This window comes from Acinetobacter tandoii, from assembly GCF_008867985.1.
In the GTDB taxonomy this organism is placed as follows: Bacteria; Pseudomonadota; Gammaproteobacteria; order Pseudomonadales; family Moraxellaceae; genus Acinetobacter; species Acinetobacter tandoii.
In genome coordinates this window covers 259,706-278,003 of sequence record NZ_VXLD01000002.1, presented here as the reverse complement: position 1 = coordinate 278,003, position 18,298 = coordinate 259,706, and the positions used below count along the sequence as shown (strand labels likewise).

Annotated in this window: 15 protein-coding genes and 1 tRNA gene; 11 read left to right on the top strand and 5 right to left on the bottom strand. The window is 37.3% G+C overall.

Annotated elements, in window-relative coordinates:
• The first annotated feature begins 133 nt into the window (after positions 1–133).
• Positions 134–210 (top strand) — tRNA-Arg (locus F4W09_RS04355).
• A 462-nt stretch (positions 211–672) separates the two neighbouring features.
• Here the strand turns inward: F4W09_RS04355 and F4W09_RS04350 are convergent.
• Positions 673–1,203: a hypothetical protein gene (locus F4W09_RS04350; RefSeq protein ID WP_151504143.1), complete on the bottom strand. Its 531-nt coding sequence runs from the start codon at positions 1,201–1,203 to the stop codon at positions 673–675.
• A gap of 639 nt (positions 1,204–1,842) precedes the next feature.
• Here F4W09_RS04350 and nudC point away from each other — a divergent pair.
• Positions 1,843–2,616: an NAD(+) diphosphatase gene (nudC, locus tag F4W09_RS04345; protein WP_151504142.1), complete on the top strand. Its 774-nt coding sequence runs from the start codon at positions 1,843–1,845 to the stop codon at positions 2,614–2,616.
• Positions 2,617–3,425: 809 nt separating this feature from the next.
• Here the strand turns inward: nudC and F4W09_RS04340 are convergent.
• Positions 3,426–4,307 (bottom strand): LysR family transcriptional regulator, encoded by an 882-nt coding sequence (locus F4W09_RS04340; protein ID WP_151504141.1) that lies wholly within the window; start codon positions 4,305–4,307, stop codon positions 3,426–3,428.
• A 102-nt stretch (positions 4,308–4,409) separates the two neighbouring features.
• On the opposite strand from F4W09_RS04340, the gene trpB reads away from it, so the two are divergent.
• A complete protein-coding gene (gene trpB, locus F4W09_RS04335; protein WP_151504140.1) occupies positions 4,410–5,621 on the top strand; it encodes a tryptophan synthase subunit beta in 1,212 nt (403 codons plus the stop codon).
• Complete coding sequence (trpA, locus tag F4W09_RS04330) at positions 5,618–6,403, top strand: tryptophan synthase subunit alpha (RefSeq protein WP_151504139.1); 786 nt, start codon at positions 5,618–5,620, stop codon at positions 6,401–6,403. The genes trpB and trpA overlap by 4 nt, the downstream gene beginning before the upstream one ends.
• A gap of 120 nt (positions 6,404–6,523) precedes the next feature.
• Here the strand turns inward: trpA and ribA are convergent, their stop codons facing one another.
• A complete protein-coding gene (gene ribA, locus F4W09_RS04325) occupies positions 6,524–7,126 on the bottom strand; it encodes a GTP cyclohydrolase II (protein WP_016167415.1) in 603 nt (200 codons plus the stop codon).
• A gap of 935 nt (positions 7,127–8,061) precedes the next feature.
• Between ribA and F4W09_RS04320 the strand changes: the two genes are divergently transcribed.
• From F4W09_RS04320 to F4W09_RS04300, 5 genes are all read left to right on the top strand, one after another.
• Positions 8,062–8,571, top strand: coding sequence for a cytochrome b (locus F4W09_RS04320; protein WP_151504138.1), 510 nt, complete (start codon positions 8,062–8,064; stop codon positions 8,569–8,571).
• A 19-nt stretch (positions 8,572–8,590) separates the two neighbouring features.
• A complete protein-coding gene (locus F4W09_RS04315; protein ID WP_151504137.1) occupies positions 8,591–9,475 on the top strand; it encodes a cation diffusion facilitator family transporter in 885 nt (294 codons plus the stop codon).
• 610 nt (positions 9,476–10,085) lie between these two features.
• Positions 10,086–10,811, top strand: coding sequence for an ABC transporter ATP-binding protein (locus F4W09_RS04310; RefSeq protein ID WP_151504136.1), 726 nt, complete (start codon positions 10,086–10,088; stop codon positions 10,809–10,811).
• On the top strand, positions 10,801–11,754 hold the full coding sequence (locus F4W09_RS04305; RefSeq protein ID WP_151504135.1) for an efflux RND transporter periplasmic adaptor subunit: 954 nt from the start codon (positions 10,801–10,803) through the stop codon (positions 11,752–11,754). The genes F4W09_RS04310 and F4W09_RS04305 overlap by 11 nt, the downstream gene beginning before the upstream one ends.
• 40 nt (positions 11,755–11,794) lie before the next feature.
• Positions 11,795–12,988 carry an FtsX-like permease family protein gene (locus tag F4W09_RS04300; RefSeq protein WP_151504134.1) on the top strand — a complete coding sequence of 398 codons (1,194 nt, stop codon included), beginning with the start codon at positions 11,795–11,797 and terminating at the stop codon, positions 12,986–12,988.
• 157 nt (positions 12,989–13,145) lie between these two features.
• Here the strand turns inward: F4W09_RS04300 and F4W09_RS04295 are convergent, their stop codons facing one another.
• Positions 13,146–14,540 (bottom strand): LLM class flavin-dependent oxidoreductase, encoded by a 1,395-nt coding sequence (locus tag F4W09_RS04295; RefSeq protein WP_151504133.1) that lies wholly within the window; start codon positions 14,538–14,540, stop codon positions 13,146–13,148.
• Positions 14,541–14,835: 295 nt separating this feature from the next.
• Here F4W09_RS04295 and F4W09_RS04290 point away from each other — a divergent pair, with 295 nt between their 5' ends.
• Together F4W09_RS04290 and F4W09_RS04285 are read left to right on the top strand one after the other, a co-directional pair.
• On the top strand, positions 14,836–16,086 hold the full coding sequence (locus tag F4W09_RS04290; protein WP_151504132.1) for an SfnB family sulfur acquisition oxidoreductase: 1,251 nt from the start codon (positions 14,836–14,838) through the stop codon (positions 16,084–16,086).
• 12 nt (positions 16,087–16,098) lie between these two features.
• On the top strand, positions 16,099–17,355 hold the full coding sequence (locus F4W09_RS04285; RefSeq protein ID WP_016167424.1) for an acyl-CoA dehydrogenase family protein: 1,257 nt from the start codon (positions 16,099–16,101) through the stop codon (positions 17,353–17,355).
• A 426-nt stretch (positions 17,356–17,781) separates the two neighbouring features.
• Here the strand turns inward: F4W09_RS04285 and F4W09_RS04280 are convergent, their stop codons facing one another.
• Complete coding sequence (locus F4W09_RS04280; protein ID WP_016167425.1) at positions 17,782–18,201, bottom strand: hypothetical protein; 420 nt, start codon at positions 18,199–18,201, stop codon at positions 17,782–17,784.
• Positions 18,202–18,298: the final 97 nt, after the last annotated feature.

The window sequence follows — 18,298 nt, the reverse complement described above, 5'->3', positions numbered from 1 at the left end:
ATTAATAAACCAAGTAAATTACAGGGAATACTGCGTTGCATGCTTAGAACATTGATTAAACTCTAAGCATAAAAATGCATGATTTCTATATAGTTGCTTTCACTTCTTTATTTTTTTGCTATGATGTGCACGCGCGGCCATAGCTCAGTTGGATAGAGTACAAGTTTCCGAAGCTTGGGGTCGTGGGTTCGATTCCCGCTGGCCGCACCATATTTTTTATAAAATCAATAATTTAGAATAATTTCAGCGTAAATCTAGTGTATTAGTCTTTCAATGGGATAATTTAAAATTTCTTTAAATCGTATAAATTGTCCAAAAAATGCTACTTATCTACCAATCGATGCAAGAACGTTAAAACTATAATTAAATTAAGACTTCTAAAAAGGCAGAATTAACAAGATCTTTAAAATCCATTCAATCACTTCAATGATGATAAAAATTATTGAGCTTAAATTTGTTTATAAATTGAGTATTGAAACCCGAAATTTTGTGATTATGAACCTAATTCAAAGTCATATTTTTATGTTCTTTCAAGGGGTTTTATTGGCTGTTGTATTCAGTTGCATATTCTTTTTCTAATGGACACCAAATTCCACAAACAAATGAACAGAGAGTCGTATCTAACTTGGACACTTTAAATGGGAATAACAACTCAATTTCGTATAAGCGCCATTATGTTAAATGAGAATTAAATAAGTTGAAAATTATTTTACCAGGGTAATCGTTCAAGTATTTATATCGGTTATACCTATAATATTCGTTCCAATAACTTACCATTCTTTGATAGGTTAGAATGGTAAGTTCATGATTATTATTCATAAACTCAATAAAAAAATCTTTATTTTTTTCAATAAGCGGATATATATCATTGATGATTTCAACGACATACTCACCAATCAACAAAAATACATAAGGAATCATAAAATATTGAAATTCGATTTCTATAAGTTTTTTGACCATTTCTTGACGTATATAACCATCAGAGTGTCTAGAATAAAGACAGTAAATTATCGAAAGTTCTTGAGTTGATAAATTATTAAGATGTGAAAAGTTGGGCAAATCATTATAGATTCTATAAGGAATTTCTAAAATATCTCCATTTAAGCAAACTACTCTTTGCCCTACTGCATTAATGTCAGTTAATAAACTTTTAATAGCTTCTATTCGCTGAATAGGAAAAGCTTGTTCTAATGTATTTTTCATTGATTTTAATGAAGTAAAAAACCTTTAGCAATCTACTAATTTTTTAAAATTTCTACAATTAACATAATGCACGTTATACATAATGCTTGAAATTTTCCTTTAAGCATCAATATCTTAGTCAAAGCTGTTCTAGGGTTCAGCGCACTGGAACAGCTTTTTAGTGATTTCTCATGTTCCACGGTCAATAAATAATCAAAACTCCACGGCTTTATGTAGTCTCATTTAACCCTAAAACAGAAAAAAATGTCCAGATAAAATAAGAATAGATGTCCAAGTAGTTATTGATTTTGCATCCAGTCATCAAGCAAGTAAGCTTTATATAGAATTCAACATTTGCTTATCACTGGAGCAGATGAAGTTTTTATATTGAAAGAAATAATGAGCAAAACTCCTTCTCTAGAATGTAAAGTTCATTGATCAGACTAAAACATCAGTTATTTTATCAGTCTAATTTTAGTGATGCCTTGATGCATAGTTGGTGTGAAAATTTTGTGATTTTAATCAAAAAGATACAAATTATTATGATTGTAATTCTGACATTTAGTGCCTAGTATTCTTCTTGAAGTTACTCCATGTAAGCTTCCTTGGTTTCATCCCATACACTTTTAGTATGGGATTTTTTTTTAATCTGAGGGTTATATGAGCATACATTCAAAAGCGTATATTTTTAGAGAGCAGAAGTTATTGGTAGATGAAAATTTTCAATTACCGCAGGTAGAAAGTCTTCAGCATGATTTGAATCTGTCAGAAAATGGCAAGATCATTGCACGGGATTTAAAAGAGGATGAGCCTGTGCCAGAAGGTTATCAGTTGATTCCGATCCGACAATTGGTACAAGTATGGAACCAAAACGAATTTGCAGAAGCTAGCCGCGCAGTACAGTTATTAGAATGGCATCGTAATCACCGTTTTTGTAGTAAATGTGGTCATGCAACTTTTCAACCTACCAATCAGTATGTAATGTGCTGTCCATCTTGTGGTTATAACCAATATCCGCGTGTTAATCCTTGTGTGATTACCATCATTACACGGGGTGAAAATGAAATTCTATTAGCAAAAAATGCGCGTAACAAATCTCAGATGTACAGTTTGATTGCTGGTTTCGTTGAAGTCGGGGAAACCTTGGAAGATGCTGTACGTCGTGAAACTTTGGAAGAAGTTGGGCTTCAGATTAGAAATATTCAATATCTTGCAAGTCAGCCATGGCCATTTCCCAGCAATTTGATGATGGCATTCAAAGCAGAATATCACTCAGGGGAAATTCAGATTCAGGAAGAGGAACTCAGTGATGCTCAATTTTTCAAGTTTGATAATTTACCTGAGATTCCATTTAAAGGCAGTATTGCATATGCCATGATTAATCATGTGATAAATGGCGCCTCAGTGGCAGATGATACGAAAGAATGGCTTTGAAGGAAAAATTGGCAGAATACCTTTTCTGAAGTGTGAATTATTGAATTTCGTCATCTTATTTTCACACTTAGTTCACATGTAATTTGTTTATCATAATCACAGTATCAAGATGAGTGAATTGAAGTTCAGCTTTTGTCTAAAGCTAATATATGTTTTTTGCAAAAGAGAATGACGAGGTGCTACGACTCGGCCTACAGGCTGAGAGTATAAAGTGGAGCTCTAGGCGTATTTTCAAATTACGAGGCATTATGTGTGTAACGACACAAAATTAATCAAAGTATTGTATCTATTTGCTACCCTTTTGCCGAACTGGATATTCTCTCTACAGTTCGGTTTTTTTTTCACTTGAAATTAATATCTCACAAGTTTAACTCTAAACAGAAGGATAGTCATAAGCTGAAATTAGGTGAAATTCCGTTGTAAAGTCTGATGTGATCAAAGATAGTAAATTCAGAATAAAACCGCTAAACATGATGAAAATTACAAAACTCAATGACTGAGATTTTACTTTTTATTCTATTGGATATGTTCTATCTGGAGGAGATTTAGATAGACATGTTCAGGTTTGTATTTGAATTTATCTGAGTATTTGAACAGCCCAACAAGTTTAATCACGGCATTGCTTGGATATCAATATTATTGCCATTGTAATATCGATAGCCTAAAGAACTTTATTTACCAACACTTGTCTCGGTGCAGTTACTTTCACTGTTTATTTTTATACTTTAAATAGGCTTAAGCGAATAGCATATGATGATATAAGGGAAAAACCATTCATTGAATAGAATTTTTAAATCAAAAAATAATTTTTAACCTTTTTCTTCAGCTATTAACCAATGAATGATATTCATGACATCATGATTTTCATTATTTTTTCTGACCATTGCATAAAAATTATAGTCACAATAGATAAAACCAAAAGGGGCAATGACCCTACCATTTAATATTTCTTTTTCTATTAGAATTTGAGGTGCTATGGCAATTCCTAACCCAGACACAGCAGCTTCTATCATCAAATTGAGACTATCAAAATAACGATCATTCGCTTTTGGGAAAAAGTTAATTTTGGACTGATCAAACCATGTATGCCATGCACTTTTATTTGAGTGGGTATGAAGTAATGGGTAATTTAAAAGATCATGTTTTGTATGGAGCGGATTTATTTCACGATTACAAATAGGCCCCATGTTATCGGGAAATAAAAGATATTTATTCAAAAAGTTAGGAAGTGTATGGTTTTCATTTATGCTATTGATAAATATGTCAACCTTCTCTTTTTCTAACAATTTTAAGTCATTACATGTCATTAATTTGATATGAATATTGGGATAGATTATTTCGATTTTTTCTAATCGGGGAATCAGCCAATTTGCCATAAAACTATGAGAAGCGCCTATTACAACTTCCACCTCTGACGCTTTATTAGTTAACTCAAAGACGCATTCTTCTAAACGATTAAAAAGATGTGTACAAACTAGCGATAATTCTTCTGCATCCTTTGTTAAAGAGATGGTCGAGGAATGTCGAATAAATAATTTTTTATCTAACCATTCTTCTAACTGCTTTATTTGATGGCTAATCGCACTATGGGTTACACACAATTCTTCCGCAGCTAAGCTGAAACTTTTATTTCTGGCGACTGCCTCGAATGCTTTTAAAGCATTAAGGGGAGGTAATGTTCTGCGTTTCATGTTGTAAAATTTTATAACATCATCAGATCAAAATATATCAATTATCAGAAAAATGAAAATATTTTAAGATCAAACAAGTTTTGATAGTAAAAGAGATATGAGATGACAACCCCTTATACAGGTAATGGTCCTGATGACTTGGGATTTTTTGGTAAATTTGGCGGATGTTACATGCCAGAGAGCTTAATGCCAGCACTTCAAGAATTAGAGCAAGCCTTTAATACTGTTCGGCACAAACCTGAATTTTGGGCTGAATATCAGCAGATTTTAACGGACTTCGTTGGTCGCCCTAGTTCTCTGTTTTATGCAAAAAACCTAACAGCTTATGCGGGAGGTGCTCGAATATATCTCAAGCGAGAAGATTTGAACCATACGGGTGCGCATAAGATCAATAATTGTGTTGGGCAAATCTTATTAGCCAAATTTATGGGGAAAACCAGAATCATTGCAGAAACTGGTGCTGGACAACATGGTGTTGCAACAGCAACGGTTTGCGCACTGTTTAAGATGAAATGTACCATTTTTATGGGAGAAACAGATATTCAGCGCCAACAAATGAATGTTGAACGCATGAAATTACTCGGTGCTGAAGTCCGAAGTGTTCAAAAAGGTCGTGGGACTTTAAAAGATGCCATGAACGAAGCATTACGTGACTGGATTAGTCATGTTGATACAACCTATTATCTGTTAGGTACTGGTGCGGGTCCTCATCCATATCCCGTCATGGTCAGAGAATTTCAAAAAATTATTGGTCTAGAAGCCAGAAACCAAATACTCCTCAAAGAAAATAAATTGCCCGATGCTCTAGTTGCTTGCGTTGGTGGTGGATCAAATGCATTAGGGTTGATGCATCCTTTTCTAGAAGACCTGAATGTCAAAATGTTTGGCGTTGAGGCGGGTGGAAAAGGAACAACTAGCGGTGAACATGCCGCCTCTATTTGCAAAGGTCAAGTCGGTGTGCTGCATGGCAATTTAACCTATTTATTACAAGATTTAGATGGACAGATTTTAGAGGGGCACTCTATATCAGCTGGCTTGGATTATCCTGGTGTCGGCCCTGAGCATGGCCTTCTGTTTGAAACAGGACGTGTCACATATACGGCTATAACCGATCAAGAAGCCGTAAATGCATTTCAGCTTTTAAGCCAACAGGAGGGCATTATTCCTGCTCTTGAAAGTTCTCATGCGATTGCATATGCGATTCAACTTGCTCAAGAAATGCAGCCAGAACAGATCATTATTGTCAATTTAAGTGGCAGAGGTGACAAAGACTTAAACACGGTCAAAAAATATCTTGCAGGAGCTACAGCATGAACCGTCTAGATCAAAAATTAGAGCAATTGAAACTGGAAAATCGAAGCGGTCTGGTCTGTTATTTTACTGCTGGAGATCCTAATTTTACAGAAAGTTGTCGTTTGTTAAGTCAATTGGGTCAAGCTGGAGCTGACATTATTGAAGTTGGCATTCCATTTTCAGATCCAGTGGCAGATGGAGAGATCATTCAAGCAGCGCATCTTAGGGCTTTAGGTGCAGGTCAAACGGTAAAACAGACCATTGAGTTGGTAAAAGCAATAAGGCTACATGATGAAAAAACACCAATAATTTTTATGACTTATTTAAATCCGATTATGCAATATGGTTTCGAGACACTTATCGCCGAAACAGAGAATCTTATAGATGGAATATTGATTTTAGATGCTCCATATGGATATCGAGAAAAATTTGAAGTGCAGTTAAATAAAAAAAATATGCATTTAATTGCAATGACAGCGCCGACCACCCCAGTTGAAAGGTTAGAGCAAATCTCAACGCGCGCGACAGGTTTTTTATATCATGTTGCAGAAAATGGCTTAACAGGAGGAGACTTAAATTTGGCTAATCTTGAGAAAAAGATTAATGAAATCAAGCCTATTTTTAATATTCCAGTTGCAATTGGCTTTGGGATCAAAAATGAAAGTCATGTTAAAGCCTTAGCCAATAAAGTAGATCTTATTGTTATCGGTTCAGCGCTCGTCGATACTTTTTTTAATAAGGGGATGAACGCAACTTTAGAAAAAGTCACAGTTTTTTCACAAATACTTAGAGAAAATAAATAATATCCTGTTTTTAATCAGTATCTGTAAAGTTAATTTATCAAGAACCATACGTGATAAAACCGTCTCCCGTAAGGGAGATGGAACTTTGTATGTGGATTTTTTTCTGAAAGTGATCACTTTTTAGAAATCACTATTATCATACAGATGTGACATACGTTTTTGCTTCGTTTCTAGATAAGCTTTGTTAAAGATATTTAAACCAACTTTTAAGGGAATACGTTCAACAACGTTAATTCCTAAATCAGTTAAAGATTTAATTTTAAGCGGATTATTTGTAATGAGTTTTACATTCTTTATTTTTAAATAATCTAACATAATGGTACACATGTCATATTTACGAGCATCTGCTGGTAAATTTAATAATAAATTGGCATCGAGAGTGTCATGTCCTTGGTCTTGGAGTGCATAGGCTCGAATTTTATTGGTTAATCCTATGCCACGGCCTTCTTGGCGTAGGTATAAGATCACACCTTGACCAGCATCATTAATCATTTTCATGGTTGAATGTAATTGGGGGCCACAGTCACATTTCAGTGAAGCAAAAGCATCACCTGTTAAGCATTCCGAATGAATTCTGACGAGTACAGGTTGATTAGAAATAGTATCCATGCCTTTGGCAAGAGCGATATGTTCTTCACCAGTACTTTGGTCTTGAAACGCTATAATTTCAAAATCGCCAAATGCAGTAGGTAACTTTGATTTGGAAACAAATTCTATAGCCACTGGACTATCCACCTATATCTTGATAATAGATAAAATACGCTGAATTAAACTTTCAATTAGATAATATGCATTTAATAGTGAATTTTATGTGAAACAGTTTTGTCGAATGAACCAATTTTTCCAGTTGAGTATGAATAATACAATTTTCAGATAAAAGCCTAAACAGGGGAAAAATTGTACACTGATTAATCGACTTTAATGCAAGTGCCTATTCATTTTTGGTTTTTTAAAACTGAATTTTATGAAAATATTTAATAAATTTAGTCGCTTATGGTGTTTTTTGAATCAAATTATCACAGATGACATGATAGATTCAATATATACAAAAACTGTTGATGATATGGACTTTTGTGGTCAAAAGATTCCATGTCAGTATGCCAATACAATTCATTTACCAGAAAAGACTGTACAAATAGAAAAGGTGTAGCTCGGCTGAACGACATGAGTTATCGAAAATGGATAAGGTACTAGTGTGAACTATATAAATAGGCGGATCCTTGTCGAAGTTTGTCTCAAGCAAAAATAAATGAGGTTGGCTTATTTGAAGATAAACTTAAGTGTAGGATTTTTAAAGTTAGGATTAATGAGATATATATTTTCGTTTTAAATAGATGGGGAGGATTAGGTAGACTTTATTCCTCCATTTTTCATAAAACAGAAAAACGGTAAACATATTTATTTTCTGAATTTTATACATAAAAGCTACATCTGAAATATTTTCGGATTGAACAGAATAGAATCTTTGAAACTTAGTCGAGTCTGATGTTTATTTTATAGGATAAGATTAATGTAATTAAGAATGATTATTTTTATTAGGTGCTGGATGGTATTTTCTAGTATTTGATTTTTTAAATATTTTAAAAAATTAATTTAAATTTAAGGTCACTTTTGTAAGGTATTAATATCGATTTATATTTTTGAATTTTGGGGTTGTTATGAAAAATAAATATCCTTTTCCAATAATGATTATGCATTGGCTTACACTTTGCCTTGTGGTGTTGGCGTATCTCACAGGTGGAGACCCAACCGTACATCTAAAAAGTGGAGAACTCCATGTTTTCGCTGGGGTATCCGTATTTTTGCTATTTTTTATCAGAATTATAATGATTTTTACTTATAGAAAAGATATTCCGCTGAACAAGCCGATGAATAAATATCAACGAACTTTATTTTTGATGGTGAAATACACGCTTTATTCATTGTTGTTTTTAATTCCTGTACTGGGCTGGGTTACTTTATCAGGTTTAACAGAGAGTTATCAGTTTTTTGGAATGAGTTTACCTCTCATAAGTAATTCATGGGATGTTGAAAAAATTGGAGAAATCCATGAATTTCTAGGTAATTCTTTCATGGTGCTGATAGGCTTTCATGCATTGGCTGCATTAATTCATCATTATGTATTTAAAGATAACGTTTTGAAAAGTATGCTTTATTTTAAAAAGTGAACCAAGAGCTTGAAAGATTATGATTGAATCAAATATTGATCTTGAGTTAAGGGCGAAAGCTGCTTCAAAGTCAACATGGATAAGTGTTACTGTGAATATTTTCTTATCGATTGGGCAGATATGGATTGGTCTGTTTTCTAAATCACAAGGTTTAGTTGCAGATGGTATTCATACTTTAAGTGATTTAGTCGCGGACTTTATTGTATTAGTGGCCAATTGTCATAGTCAAAAAGCACCAGATGACGTTCATCCTTATGGCTATCTTCGTTTTGAAAATGCAGCATCTTTTATACTGGGTTTAATTTTACTGTCGGTTGGGGTCGGAATGCTATGGACGGCAACCCATAAAATTCTTCATCCTGAGCAAATTCCCCAAGTTCATAGCATAGCGCTTTGGGTAGCAATAACCGCATTGATCTGTAAGGAACTCTTGTTCCGCTATATGCTCTCTATTGCCAAAAAAGTAAAATCGAGTTTATTGATTGCGAATGCTTGGCACGCACGTTCAGATGCGGCATCTTCTTTTGTTGTGGCATTAGGGATTATAGGGAATCTTGCGGGGTACCCGATTCTTGATCCAATCGCGGCGTTAATTGTCGGTTTGATGATTGCTAAAATGGGTTTTGACTTTAGTTGGAGGGGCTTACATGATTTGATGGACAAGTCGGCAAATGAAGATGAGATTGCTGCTATTAAAGAAACCTTATTGAATAAAGAGGGTATATTGGGCTTACATCAACTTAGAACCCGTAAAATGGGTGATATGATTATTGTGGATGTTCATTTAGAAGTCAGTGGCGAGCAAAGTGTAAGAGAAGGACATAAAATAGCAGTAGATGCCAGAAATGAAGTCCTCAAAAACCATAATGTGATTGATGTGGTTACTCACATTGACCCGATATAATTTGAAAGTAGAAAGAAATAGGCATCAAGAATAAATAAGATTCAAGATGCCTGAATTTAAAAAGATTTATTGAAAATGTCCAATGAGTTCATTTGTTTCAATTAAGCCTCGAATTTGTATTTTTTAAATCATATTTAAATAAAATTCTTTTGTATCACCTCAATATTTCAATCACATGGTGATCACGAAAAGTTTAAGCTCAATTGGGATACTTTTCAGCGCAACTTTCTTTTTTTAATATCCGTACATTGCCTTTTATAGCATTAGATATATGTCTTAAGGGCATCATTTTCATAGATAATAATCATGTGATTATCAATATGTTATTTATTCCATAGTTTTATGTGGTATTACATACCGTGCTTATGCCATAGTATACTGTATGAATTAGAATAATTTTTAGCCTTTAAAATATATAGCTTGATCTGCTAGAACTCCTAGGAATAGCCTTGCAGACATTAATAAGAAAGCTCTGAAACTAGGTTTGATTAGATCAAATATTTTTACAAATATGCTGTACTCACAATGATAAAGAAGTTATTGGTTAGGCAACGTAGAGATTAGACAGGTCAAACCGAATTTTCAGCGACCAGACATAAGGACAATAATAATGAAATCGAGTCAGGATGTCCTCATCAAGTGTTCTGGTGTGACGAAAGAATATGGTGTCGGTGAAGCGAAAGTGACCGCCTTACGAGGTGTCAATCTTGATGTCTACCGAGGGGAGTTACTTATTCTGGCCGGTCCTTCAGGCTGTGGAAAAACAACCCTGATTTCAATTATCGGGGGAATTTTGAAACGTGATGCAGGCACATGCACCATACTTGGCAAAGACTTGGAAAACATGACTACAGCCGAGCGAGCGCATTTTCGTGGAACATCTATTGGTTTTGTGTTCCAGACTTTTAACTTGCTTCCTTCATTGACTGCCGCTGAAAACGTTGCCGTACCTTTATTAATCAGTGGCGAAGAGCGCAAGTTTGCGCTTCAACGTGCTCGAGTCATTCTGGATCAGGTTGGACTTTCGGGACGTGAAGATGCACTTCCAAGCCAGCTCAGTGGTGGGCAACAGCAGCGTGTAGCAATTGCGCGTGCACTTGTGCATGAACCTAAAATCATTATTTGTGACGAACCAACGAGTAGTTTGGATCATGCCACGGGACATGCCATGATGGAGATCTTGCGGAATGTAGCACAAGCTCCAGATCGCGCACTAGTAGTGGTAACACATGACACTCGTATTTATGAGTTTGCTGATCGTATCGCGCATATGGATGATGGGAAGATTGCCGATATAAGCAATCAAATCGAGGAGACAAAGTACAATGATGCGTAAATATTTGCTCCCAATACTCGCACTGATCGGTCTGTTGCTTGCTATCACGATGGTACTGATTGGCAATAGGCAATCACCTCCATCCCAACCCGTAGTTCAGTCACCCAAATCACCTTTTCCGAGCTATGTGGCTGGAGCAGGTATTATCGAGGCAAGTACAGGAAATATCATTGTCGGCACGCCTGTGTCTGGTGTTGTGGTCGAGCTGTATGTGCACGAAGGCAGCGAGGTGCAGGTTGGCGATAAGTTATTTAAGATTGATGATCGTGAACTTCAAGCCCAACTGCTACCTGCAATGGCGAAAATCAAAGAAATTGCAGCGCGTTTGGCACAAGCCAAGAGCCAATTTGAACTTGCGAACAGCTTATCGGATAAACGTGCGATTAGCGTCGAGGAGCTCAACAATCGGCGCTTTGCAGTCCAGCTTGCTGAAGCTGAGCTGGCATCAGCTCAAGCTCAGGTTAAGCAAATTCAAATGGATATTGAGCGCTATACTGTACGTGCTTTAATCCATGGACGAGTATTACAAAACAAGATTCGTATCGGCGCATTCGTGCAAGGTGGTGTGCCTAGTGACTCTTCGATGTTGATTGGTAATGATGATCGGCTATTCGTACGTGCTGACATTGATGAGAATGATGCATGGCGAATTCAGCCTGGGGCACATGCCGTGGCATTTGTGCGGGGTAATCCAAATTTACACACCACACTGAAATTTGAACGGGTGGATCCGTATGTGCTGCCTAAAACCTCACTGACGGGCGATAGCACCGAGCGGGTCGATACCCGTGCCTTGCAGGTCATTTATAGTTTTGATCACACCACCTTGCCAATTTATGTTGGGCAGCAAGTCGATGTGTTCATTGAAACCAAACAGAGTCAACCTTCGAATGGTATACATTCTCAAGCCACATTAGCTGCATCTTCCGCGAAGATTTTGTAATGATCCAGTCCGTCTGCATGCATTAAAAAGGAGTACCAAAATGTTACGTATAGCCTTAAAAATGCTGCTAGGTGATCGCGCTAAATACGTGGGCTTAATCTTCGGTATTACCTTTACCTCCTTTTTGGTCACATTTGCTGCATCCTATTTTGCTGGAATTATGACGCGAGGTTACGCACCTATTTCCGAGAATGGTACTGTAGATGTATGGGTGATGGATCCTGCAGTAACTTCAGTTGAGCAAACCACCAATATGTCCTTGCAAGCATTGGCAAGTGTTCGCAGCGTTGCAGGAGTACAATCTGCAGAGCCACTCATGTTTGCCACAGCAGATGTCCGTTTTCCAGATGGACGTTACCAGCCCTTTCAGGTGATTGGTGTTGATGATGCAACATTGCGCGGCATGCCGACTATCCAAAATAAGGTAATGCCTAGCTTATTGAGAGTTCCTGATGCAGTGGTGATTGATGCAGGAGGAACCAATGGTAAGTTGGAAACCACATTGCAAATTTCGGAGCAATTGCCACAAGGTAAAATAGATTTTGATGCGCCAACCCGTGAACTGACCACAGGTGATGAATTACTTCTGAATGATCATAGCTTGCGAATTCTCGGTCAATCGCAAGGACTTCCTAGATTTCCACCACGTCCGTTACTATATACGACTTTTTCGAACGCGACTCGAATTTTGCCACCAGAACGCCGTCAGCTCACATTCGTGCTGGTCAACGCTGCACCAAAGGTAGCGCCTGAAGACTTAGCAGCGCGCATCGAGTCAGCCACAGGTTTACGTGCACGGACGTCTGCACAGTTTAAATCGGATACTGTGCATTGGTTTCTGCTGAACTCTGAAGATGTAGGAGACATTGGGGCAATGCTAACCTTGGCAATCTCTGTCGGCTTTGGTGTAACAGGCGTTATGCTTTACATGTTTACGAATGAGAACCTGCGTAATTATGCGGTACTTAGTGCGATGGGGGCCACACCAAGACTTCTTTTGACCATGGTATTTGCTCAGGCGGGTTTGTGTGGGCTGCTGGGCACAGGTCTCGGGCTGGGGCTTTGTGCCATGATTGGGCAGTTGGCAATTATGGCAGGATATCCATTTCGGATGATGTGGTTTACCCCTGTGCTAGGAGCTATGACTGTTGTACTGGTCTGCTTGGTTGCTGCCGCATTGAGCGTGCGCCCTGTATTGAAGATGGAGCCAAGCCAAGTATTTTCGGGGCGTTGAAAGGGACGAACTTATGGTGAGAAAGATATAGAAATGAGTATGGGCTACTGCAGGCTAAGTTTCTAAGAGTGAATGCTAAGAAAACCTGCAGTAATATGATCGATTCAATATAGAGCATTAGCATTTTGAATAATTTAAACTATTTATTGTCAATGCTTTATGCCTGAATTACGGCTTTCTTCTTTTGTGGATGATAGCGGAAGCTAGCTCCTCTATGATTTTCAGGCAACAAAGGACCTTGTCCAAACAGTTTGTCGCGTAAAGTTCCAGTGGCATATTCAGTCTGATAAACACCGCGTTTCTGAAGTTCTGGAACCACAAATTCAACAACATCTTCAAATGTTTTATGCGCCAAGATATAGGCAAGATTAAAACCATCAATACCCGTATCTTCTACCCACTCTTGTAGACGGTCCGCAATAGTTGTTGGTGAGCCGACCAGTACGGGTCCATTACCACCCACACTGATAAATTTAGCAATTTCTTCAATTGTCCAAATACGATCAGGATCAGCTTTTACATAGGAGTCCAGCATAGATTGAATAGCATTGGTCTGAATGTATTCAACCTGATCAGCAGCATTAAATTGTGAGAAGTCGACCCCAGACCAGCCAGAAGCTAAGGTTAATCCACCATGATAACTTCCATATTGTTGATATTCCTTAAATTTAGCTTGAGCTTTTGCATCTGTTTCATCTACAACAATAGACAGCATGGTGTAAATTAAAATTGAAGAAGGATCCTTGCCATTTTCTACAAGTTTAGTGCGGATGCCTTGAACCAGTTTTTTTACTGCTGCTTTGGTTGGTGCAGAAATAAAAACACATTCGGCATTTTGGCAGGCAAAAGTTTGTCCACGGTGTGATGCACCAGCTTGATAAAGAACTGGAGTACGCTGCGGAGAGGGCTCACAAATATGAATACCAGGAACGGTAAAATATTCCCCCTCATGATGAATCGGATGCACTTTTTTAGGGTCAGCAAAAATCCCTTTTTCTTTGTCACGAAGCACAGCGTCTTGCTCCCAAGACCCTTCCCAAAGTTTATACAGAACTTCAAGGTATTCATCGGCAATGTCATAACGATTATCATGGCTGACCTGATTTTTTAAACCTAAGTTTTTAGAGCCACTTTCTAAATATGAAGTCACAATATTCCAACCCGCACGACCTTTGGTCAGATGATCCAGCGTACTCATACGGCGTGCAAATGGATAAGGATGTTCAAAGGAGATAGAGGTGGTCACACCAAAGCCCAAGTGTTTGGTGACAGCAGCCATCGCGGGAACAATTTGTAGCGGATCATTGACAGGCACTTGTACCGCACCAGTCAGTGCATGTTCAGCGGATTGATGATAGACATCATAGATTCCCAAGACATCTGCCAGAAAAATGCCATCAAATTTCCCACGTTCTAAAATTTGGGCTAAATCTGTCCAATACTCTAAGTCTTTATATTCTGTAGAGCGGTCTAGCGGATGACGCCATAAGCCAGGTGATTGGTGGGCGATACAATTCATTTCAAAAGCATTAAATCTAATTTTTTGGGTCATATTGGTTTAAGATTTTTAACAAAAATAATGAATAATCTTAATAAGAAAATATGCAAACTTTCATAATAAAAAAATCAATCTTTATCATAAATAATGTTTATGAAGATGAGGGGTGTTTATTGAAGTTTTGGTGATAAAGGTAAAATAAATTAAAACTTGTAAATATATAAATTTTAATATGAATAAAACCATGGATTATATTTTAAAAAATGATTTTATTTTCGGATTAAATTATAAATATAAGAAAAAAATAGTGCTAGCTTAGATTTTATAACCATCTCACTGAGTTTTTATAATGACTTCAAAAATTGAAATAAAATTGGAAGATGCGCAAAACATTCCAAGGAATTTTTATCAACAAGAGCGTCTGGCTCATATCATCCGCTCAGATGAAGAAGCCATACAAGTTGCCAAAACGTTGGCAGTAGAATTTGCGAAAGAAGCCTCTCAACGTGACTATCAGCGACAATTACCTTTGCGAGAGGTGCAACAATATTCAGCATCGGGTCTTTGGGGCATTACTATTCCTAAACAATTTGGCGGTGCGGGTGTCAGTTATAAAACGCTTGCAGAAGTGGTCAAAATTATTTCTAGTGCAGACTCATCTTTAGGGCAAATTGCACAAAACCATTGGGCGTTTTTAGAACATATTCGTTTGGATGCTTCATTGGAGCAGCAAGAGTTTTTCTTTGCTCAAGTTTTGCAGGGAAAACGTTTTGGCAATGCATTTTCTGAAAAAGGTTCTAAAACTGTTGCAGACTTAACAACAAAAATTGCATTTAAAGATGGGCACGCTGTTATTAATGGTCAGAAATTTTTTGCCACAGGCGCATTACTCGCCCATTGGATACCTGTAGTGGCTGTAAGTGAAGAGGGTAAGCCCTTTGCTGCATTAGTGCCTCAACACACGCCAGGCTTGACGATTGTAAATGATTGGAGCGGATTTGGTCAGCGTACTACAGTCAGTGGTTCAGTACACTTAAACAATGTTCAAGTCGATTTAAAATACATTGTACCAATTTATCAAGCCTTTGAACGTCCAACCGCAGCAGGGGCAATTTCGCAATTTATTCAATCTGCTATTGATGCTGGCATCGCACGTGGTGCAATTGATGAAACGATTGCGTATGTCCGTGCTCATGCACGCCCGTGGATTGATTCGGGCTTAGAACAAGCATCTCAAGATCCGTACACCATTGCCAATATTGGTGAGTTAAAAATTAAACTGCGTGCAGCAGAAGCTGTTTTGGCTTTAGCGGGTGAAGCAATTGATCAGGCGTTGTTGAATCCAACAGAAGAAACTGTGTCTGAAGCAACTTTAATTACAGCAGAATCTAAAGTGCTGACCACAGAGATTGCCTTATTGGCAGCCAATAAACTATTTGAACTTTCGGGTACACGTTCAACACTATCGGAACTGAATTTAGACCGTCATTGGCGCAATGCGCGTACACATACTTTACATGACCCCGTCCGTTGGAAACTGAATATTGTTGGGAATTATTATTTAAATGATGTTCCTCCACCACGTCATGCATGGAGTTAATAGGAAAATATTATGACTATTCAAAATAATCAAAACTTGTCTTTAGGTGCTCATTACGAGCAAGTGGCTGGAAAATTCCGTGCTATTTTTCAGCGCATCGCAGAAGGTGCACTAGAGCGTGAAAAAAACCGAATATTGCCTTATGAACCGATCCAATGGTTAAAGCAGGCGGGTTTTGGCGCGGTACGTGTTCCTGTCGCTTTTGGTGGAGATGGCGTGTCGCAAAGACAATTATTCCAACTCTTAATTGAGCTGGCAAAAGCGGATTCTAATGTGGTTCAGGCATTGCGTGGACATTTTGCTTTTGTGGAAGATCGTTTAAATGCCCATAAGACAGAGCCACAAACCTTATGGTTTGAGCGCTTTGTAAAAGGTGACCTTGTAGGAAATGCATGGACGGAAATAGGCAACGTAGAAATAGGTGATGTCGCCACGCGTGTGACAGAGTCACAAAGTGGAAATCTCGTCGTGAATGGCCAGAAATATTATTCGACAGGGACTATTTTCGCAGATTGGATTGATTTATTCGCTTTCGATGAAACGACAAATCAGCACGTTATTGCTGCTGTTTCAACACAGGTAGAAGGTATTCATATTGTTGATGATTGGGATGGTTTTGGCCAAAAAACCACGGGCAGTGGAACATTAAAAATTGATAATGTACAAATTGCTCGTGACCATATCTTGCCATTTCAAGAGAGATTTAAATATCAAACTGCATTTTATCAAGTCGTGCATTTAGCGACTTTGGCTGGTATTGCACAAAATGCGGTAGAAGTTTTTACGCATGAAGTGCGGAAACGTACCCGCATCTTCAGTCATGGCAATGCAGAGTTGGTTCGTAATGATGCACAAATTTTACAAGTGATTGGCAAAGCCTCTGCACAGGCATATGCGGCTGAAGCAATTGCTTTAAGCACTGCTGATGCATTAGACCAAGCGTATTTGAGTCATTTCCAAAATGATGAAAATACGGAATTACAAGCGAATGACTCTGCTGAACTCGCATCTTCACAAGGACAGGTAGTCATTTCGGAATTGGTGCTAAATTTAACGACAGAACTGTTTAATGCATTAGGTGCATCTGCTAGTACAACAGAAAAGCAACTAGACCGATTCTGGCGCAATGCACGTGTGGTTTCTTCCCATAATCCACTTATTTACAAACAGAAAGTGATAGGAGATTGGGTGGTAAATCAGGCACCTTTACCTTATGTTTGGCAAATTGGAAACAGTCCAGTGCTTAATCAAAAAGAAATTGCCGCTTAAAATATACGGATAAAGAAACCGTATAAACATACGGTTTCTTTATGAGAGTCTTAAGTCATGATAATAGGTGAGTCATTTTAAAATGATATTTTTGATGAACTTGGTTGCACAAACTTGTTGATCATCATTTATAAAATATTCTTTACAATATTAAAAATGAGATAAATTTAAAGCAGCAATTGTTAAACATGGAAAATATCTATGGTATGGCTCTTTGCCTGTCAGCTACGGTTAATAATGAATGCGTCGGGAATTAATGAGTAGATTAAACGTACAAGGCTCTGATTTAATAACTTAGTAGCGAAAGAACACGCAATCTATACAGTGATCAAAAGCAGATAAACACCCTCTAAAACAACGTCATAAAATTCTGGACGCTATCAGACTAACAATAGTTTTCCTGACATAAAACATTAGTTTTCTTTTTCAACTTAAAGATATACCTACTGCATACAGCCCACCTAAGAGTAAACAAAAAGCTGAGCTGATATACCAAAATAAATCACTATTACCAACGAATTTTGATTTCAAAATTGGAAAAGAAAGACCACGTATAAGAAGTATAGCTGCAAAAATTGAGAGTATGGTTTTACTAAATGGTAATAGTGTTATTCCTTTTGCAGCAAAATATGCATACGTTGAGCATAGCAAGAGCATTAAACCTACAGCGATAGTGATTAAATGTGGATATAATTTTCCTCTTTCAACCATATCGACCATGCTTTTACCTGCCCCTAAAAAACGATAACCATTTGCTCCCCAAAGAATACAAATGAAATGGAGTAGGGCAGCACATAACGTCAATATTGCTGCAAGATATAATGCGATTATTGATAATGATTGCATCAGTATTTATGACTTAAATAATATTTATAAAATTCATTATACATAAGAACAATACAATTAAAGCGAATAGTCAGATTTAATATTCTAACAATCTCAT

What these genes read in the sequence shown, in the direction of transcription:
- F4W09_RS04350 (WP_151504143.1), bottom strand. Translation starts at nt 1,203, where the DNA reads ATGAAAAATACATTAGAACAAGCTTTTCCTATTCAGCGAATAGAAGCT.
- nudC (WP_151504142.1), top strand. Translation starts at nt 1,843, where the DNA reads ATGAGCATACATTCAAAAGCGTATATTTTTAGAGAGCAGAAGTTATTG.
- F4W09_RS04340 (WP_151504141.1), bottom strand. Translation starts at nt 4,307, where the DNA reads ATGAAACGCAGAACATTACCTCCCCTTAATGCTTTAAAAGCATTCGAG.
- trpB (WP_151504140.1), top strand. Translation starts at nt 4,410, where the DNA reads ATGACAACCCCTTATACAGGTAATGGTCCTGATGACTTGGGATTTTTT.
- trpA (WP_151504139.1), top strand. Translation starts at nt 5,618, where the DNA reads ATGAACCGTCTAGATCAAAAATTAGAGCAATTGAAACTGGAAAATCGA.
- F4W09_RS04320 (WP_151504138.1), top strand. Translation starts at nt 8,062, where the DNA reads ATGAAAAATAAATATCCTTTTCCAATAATGATTATGCATTGGCTTACA.
- F4W09_RS04315 (WP_151504137.1), top strand. Translation starts at nt 8,591, where the DNA reads ATGATTGAATCAAATATTGATCTTGAGTTAAGGGCGAAAGCTGCTTCA.
- F4W09_RS04310 (WP_151504136.1), top strand. Translation starts at nt 10,086, where the DNA reads ATGAAATCGAGTCAGGATGTCCTCATCAAGTGTTCTGGTGTGACGAAA.
- F4W09_RS04305 (WP_151504135.1), top strand. Translation starts at nt 10,801, where the DNA reads ATGATGCGTAAATATTTGCTCCCAATACTCGCACTGATCGGTCTGTTG.
- F4W09_RS04300 (WP_151504134.1), top strand. Translation starts at nt 11,795, where the DNA reads ATGTTACGTATAGCCTTAAAAATGCTGCTAGGTGATCGCGCTAAATAC.
- F4W09_RS04295 (WP_151504133.1), bottom strand. Translation starts at nt 14,540, where the DNA reads ATGACCCAAAAAATTAGATTTAATGCTTTTGAAATGAATTGTATCGCC.
- F4W09_RS04290 (WP_151504132.1), top strand. Translation starts at nt 14,836, where the DNA reads ATGACTTCAAAAATTGAAATAAAATTGGAAGATGCGCAAAACATTCCA.
- F4W09_RS04285 (WP_016167424.1), top strand. Translation starts at nt 16,099, where the DNA reads ATGACTATTCAAAATAATCAAAACTTGTCTTTAGGTGCTCATTACGAG.
- F4W09_RS04280 (WP_016167425.1), bottom strand. Translation starts at nt 18,201, where the DNA reads ATGCAATCATTATCAATAATCGCATTATATCTTGCAGCAATATTGACG.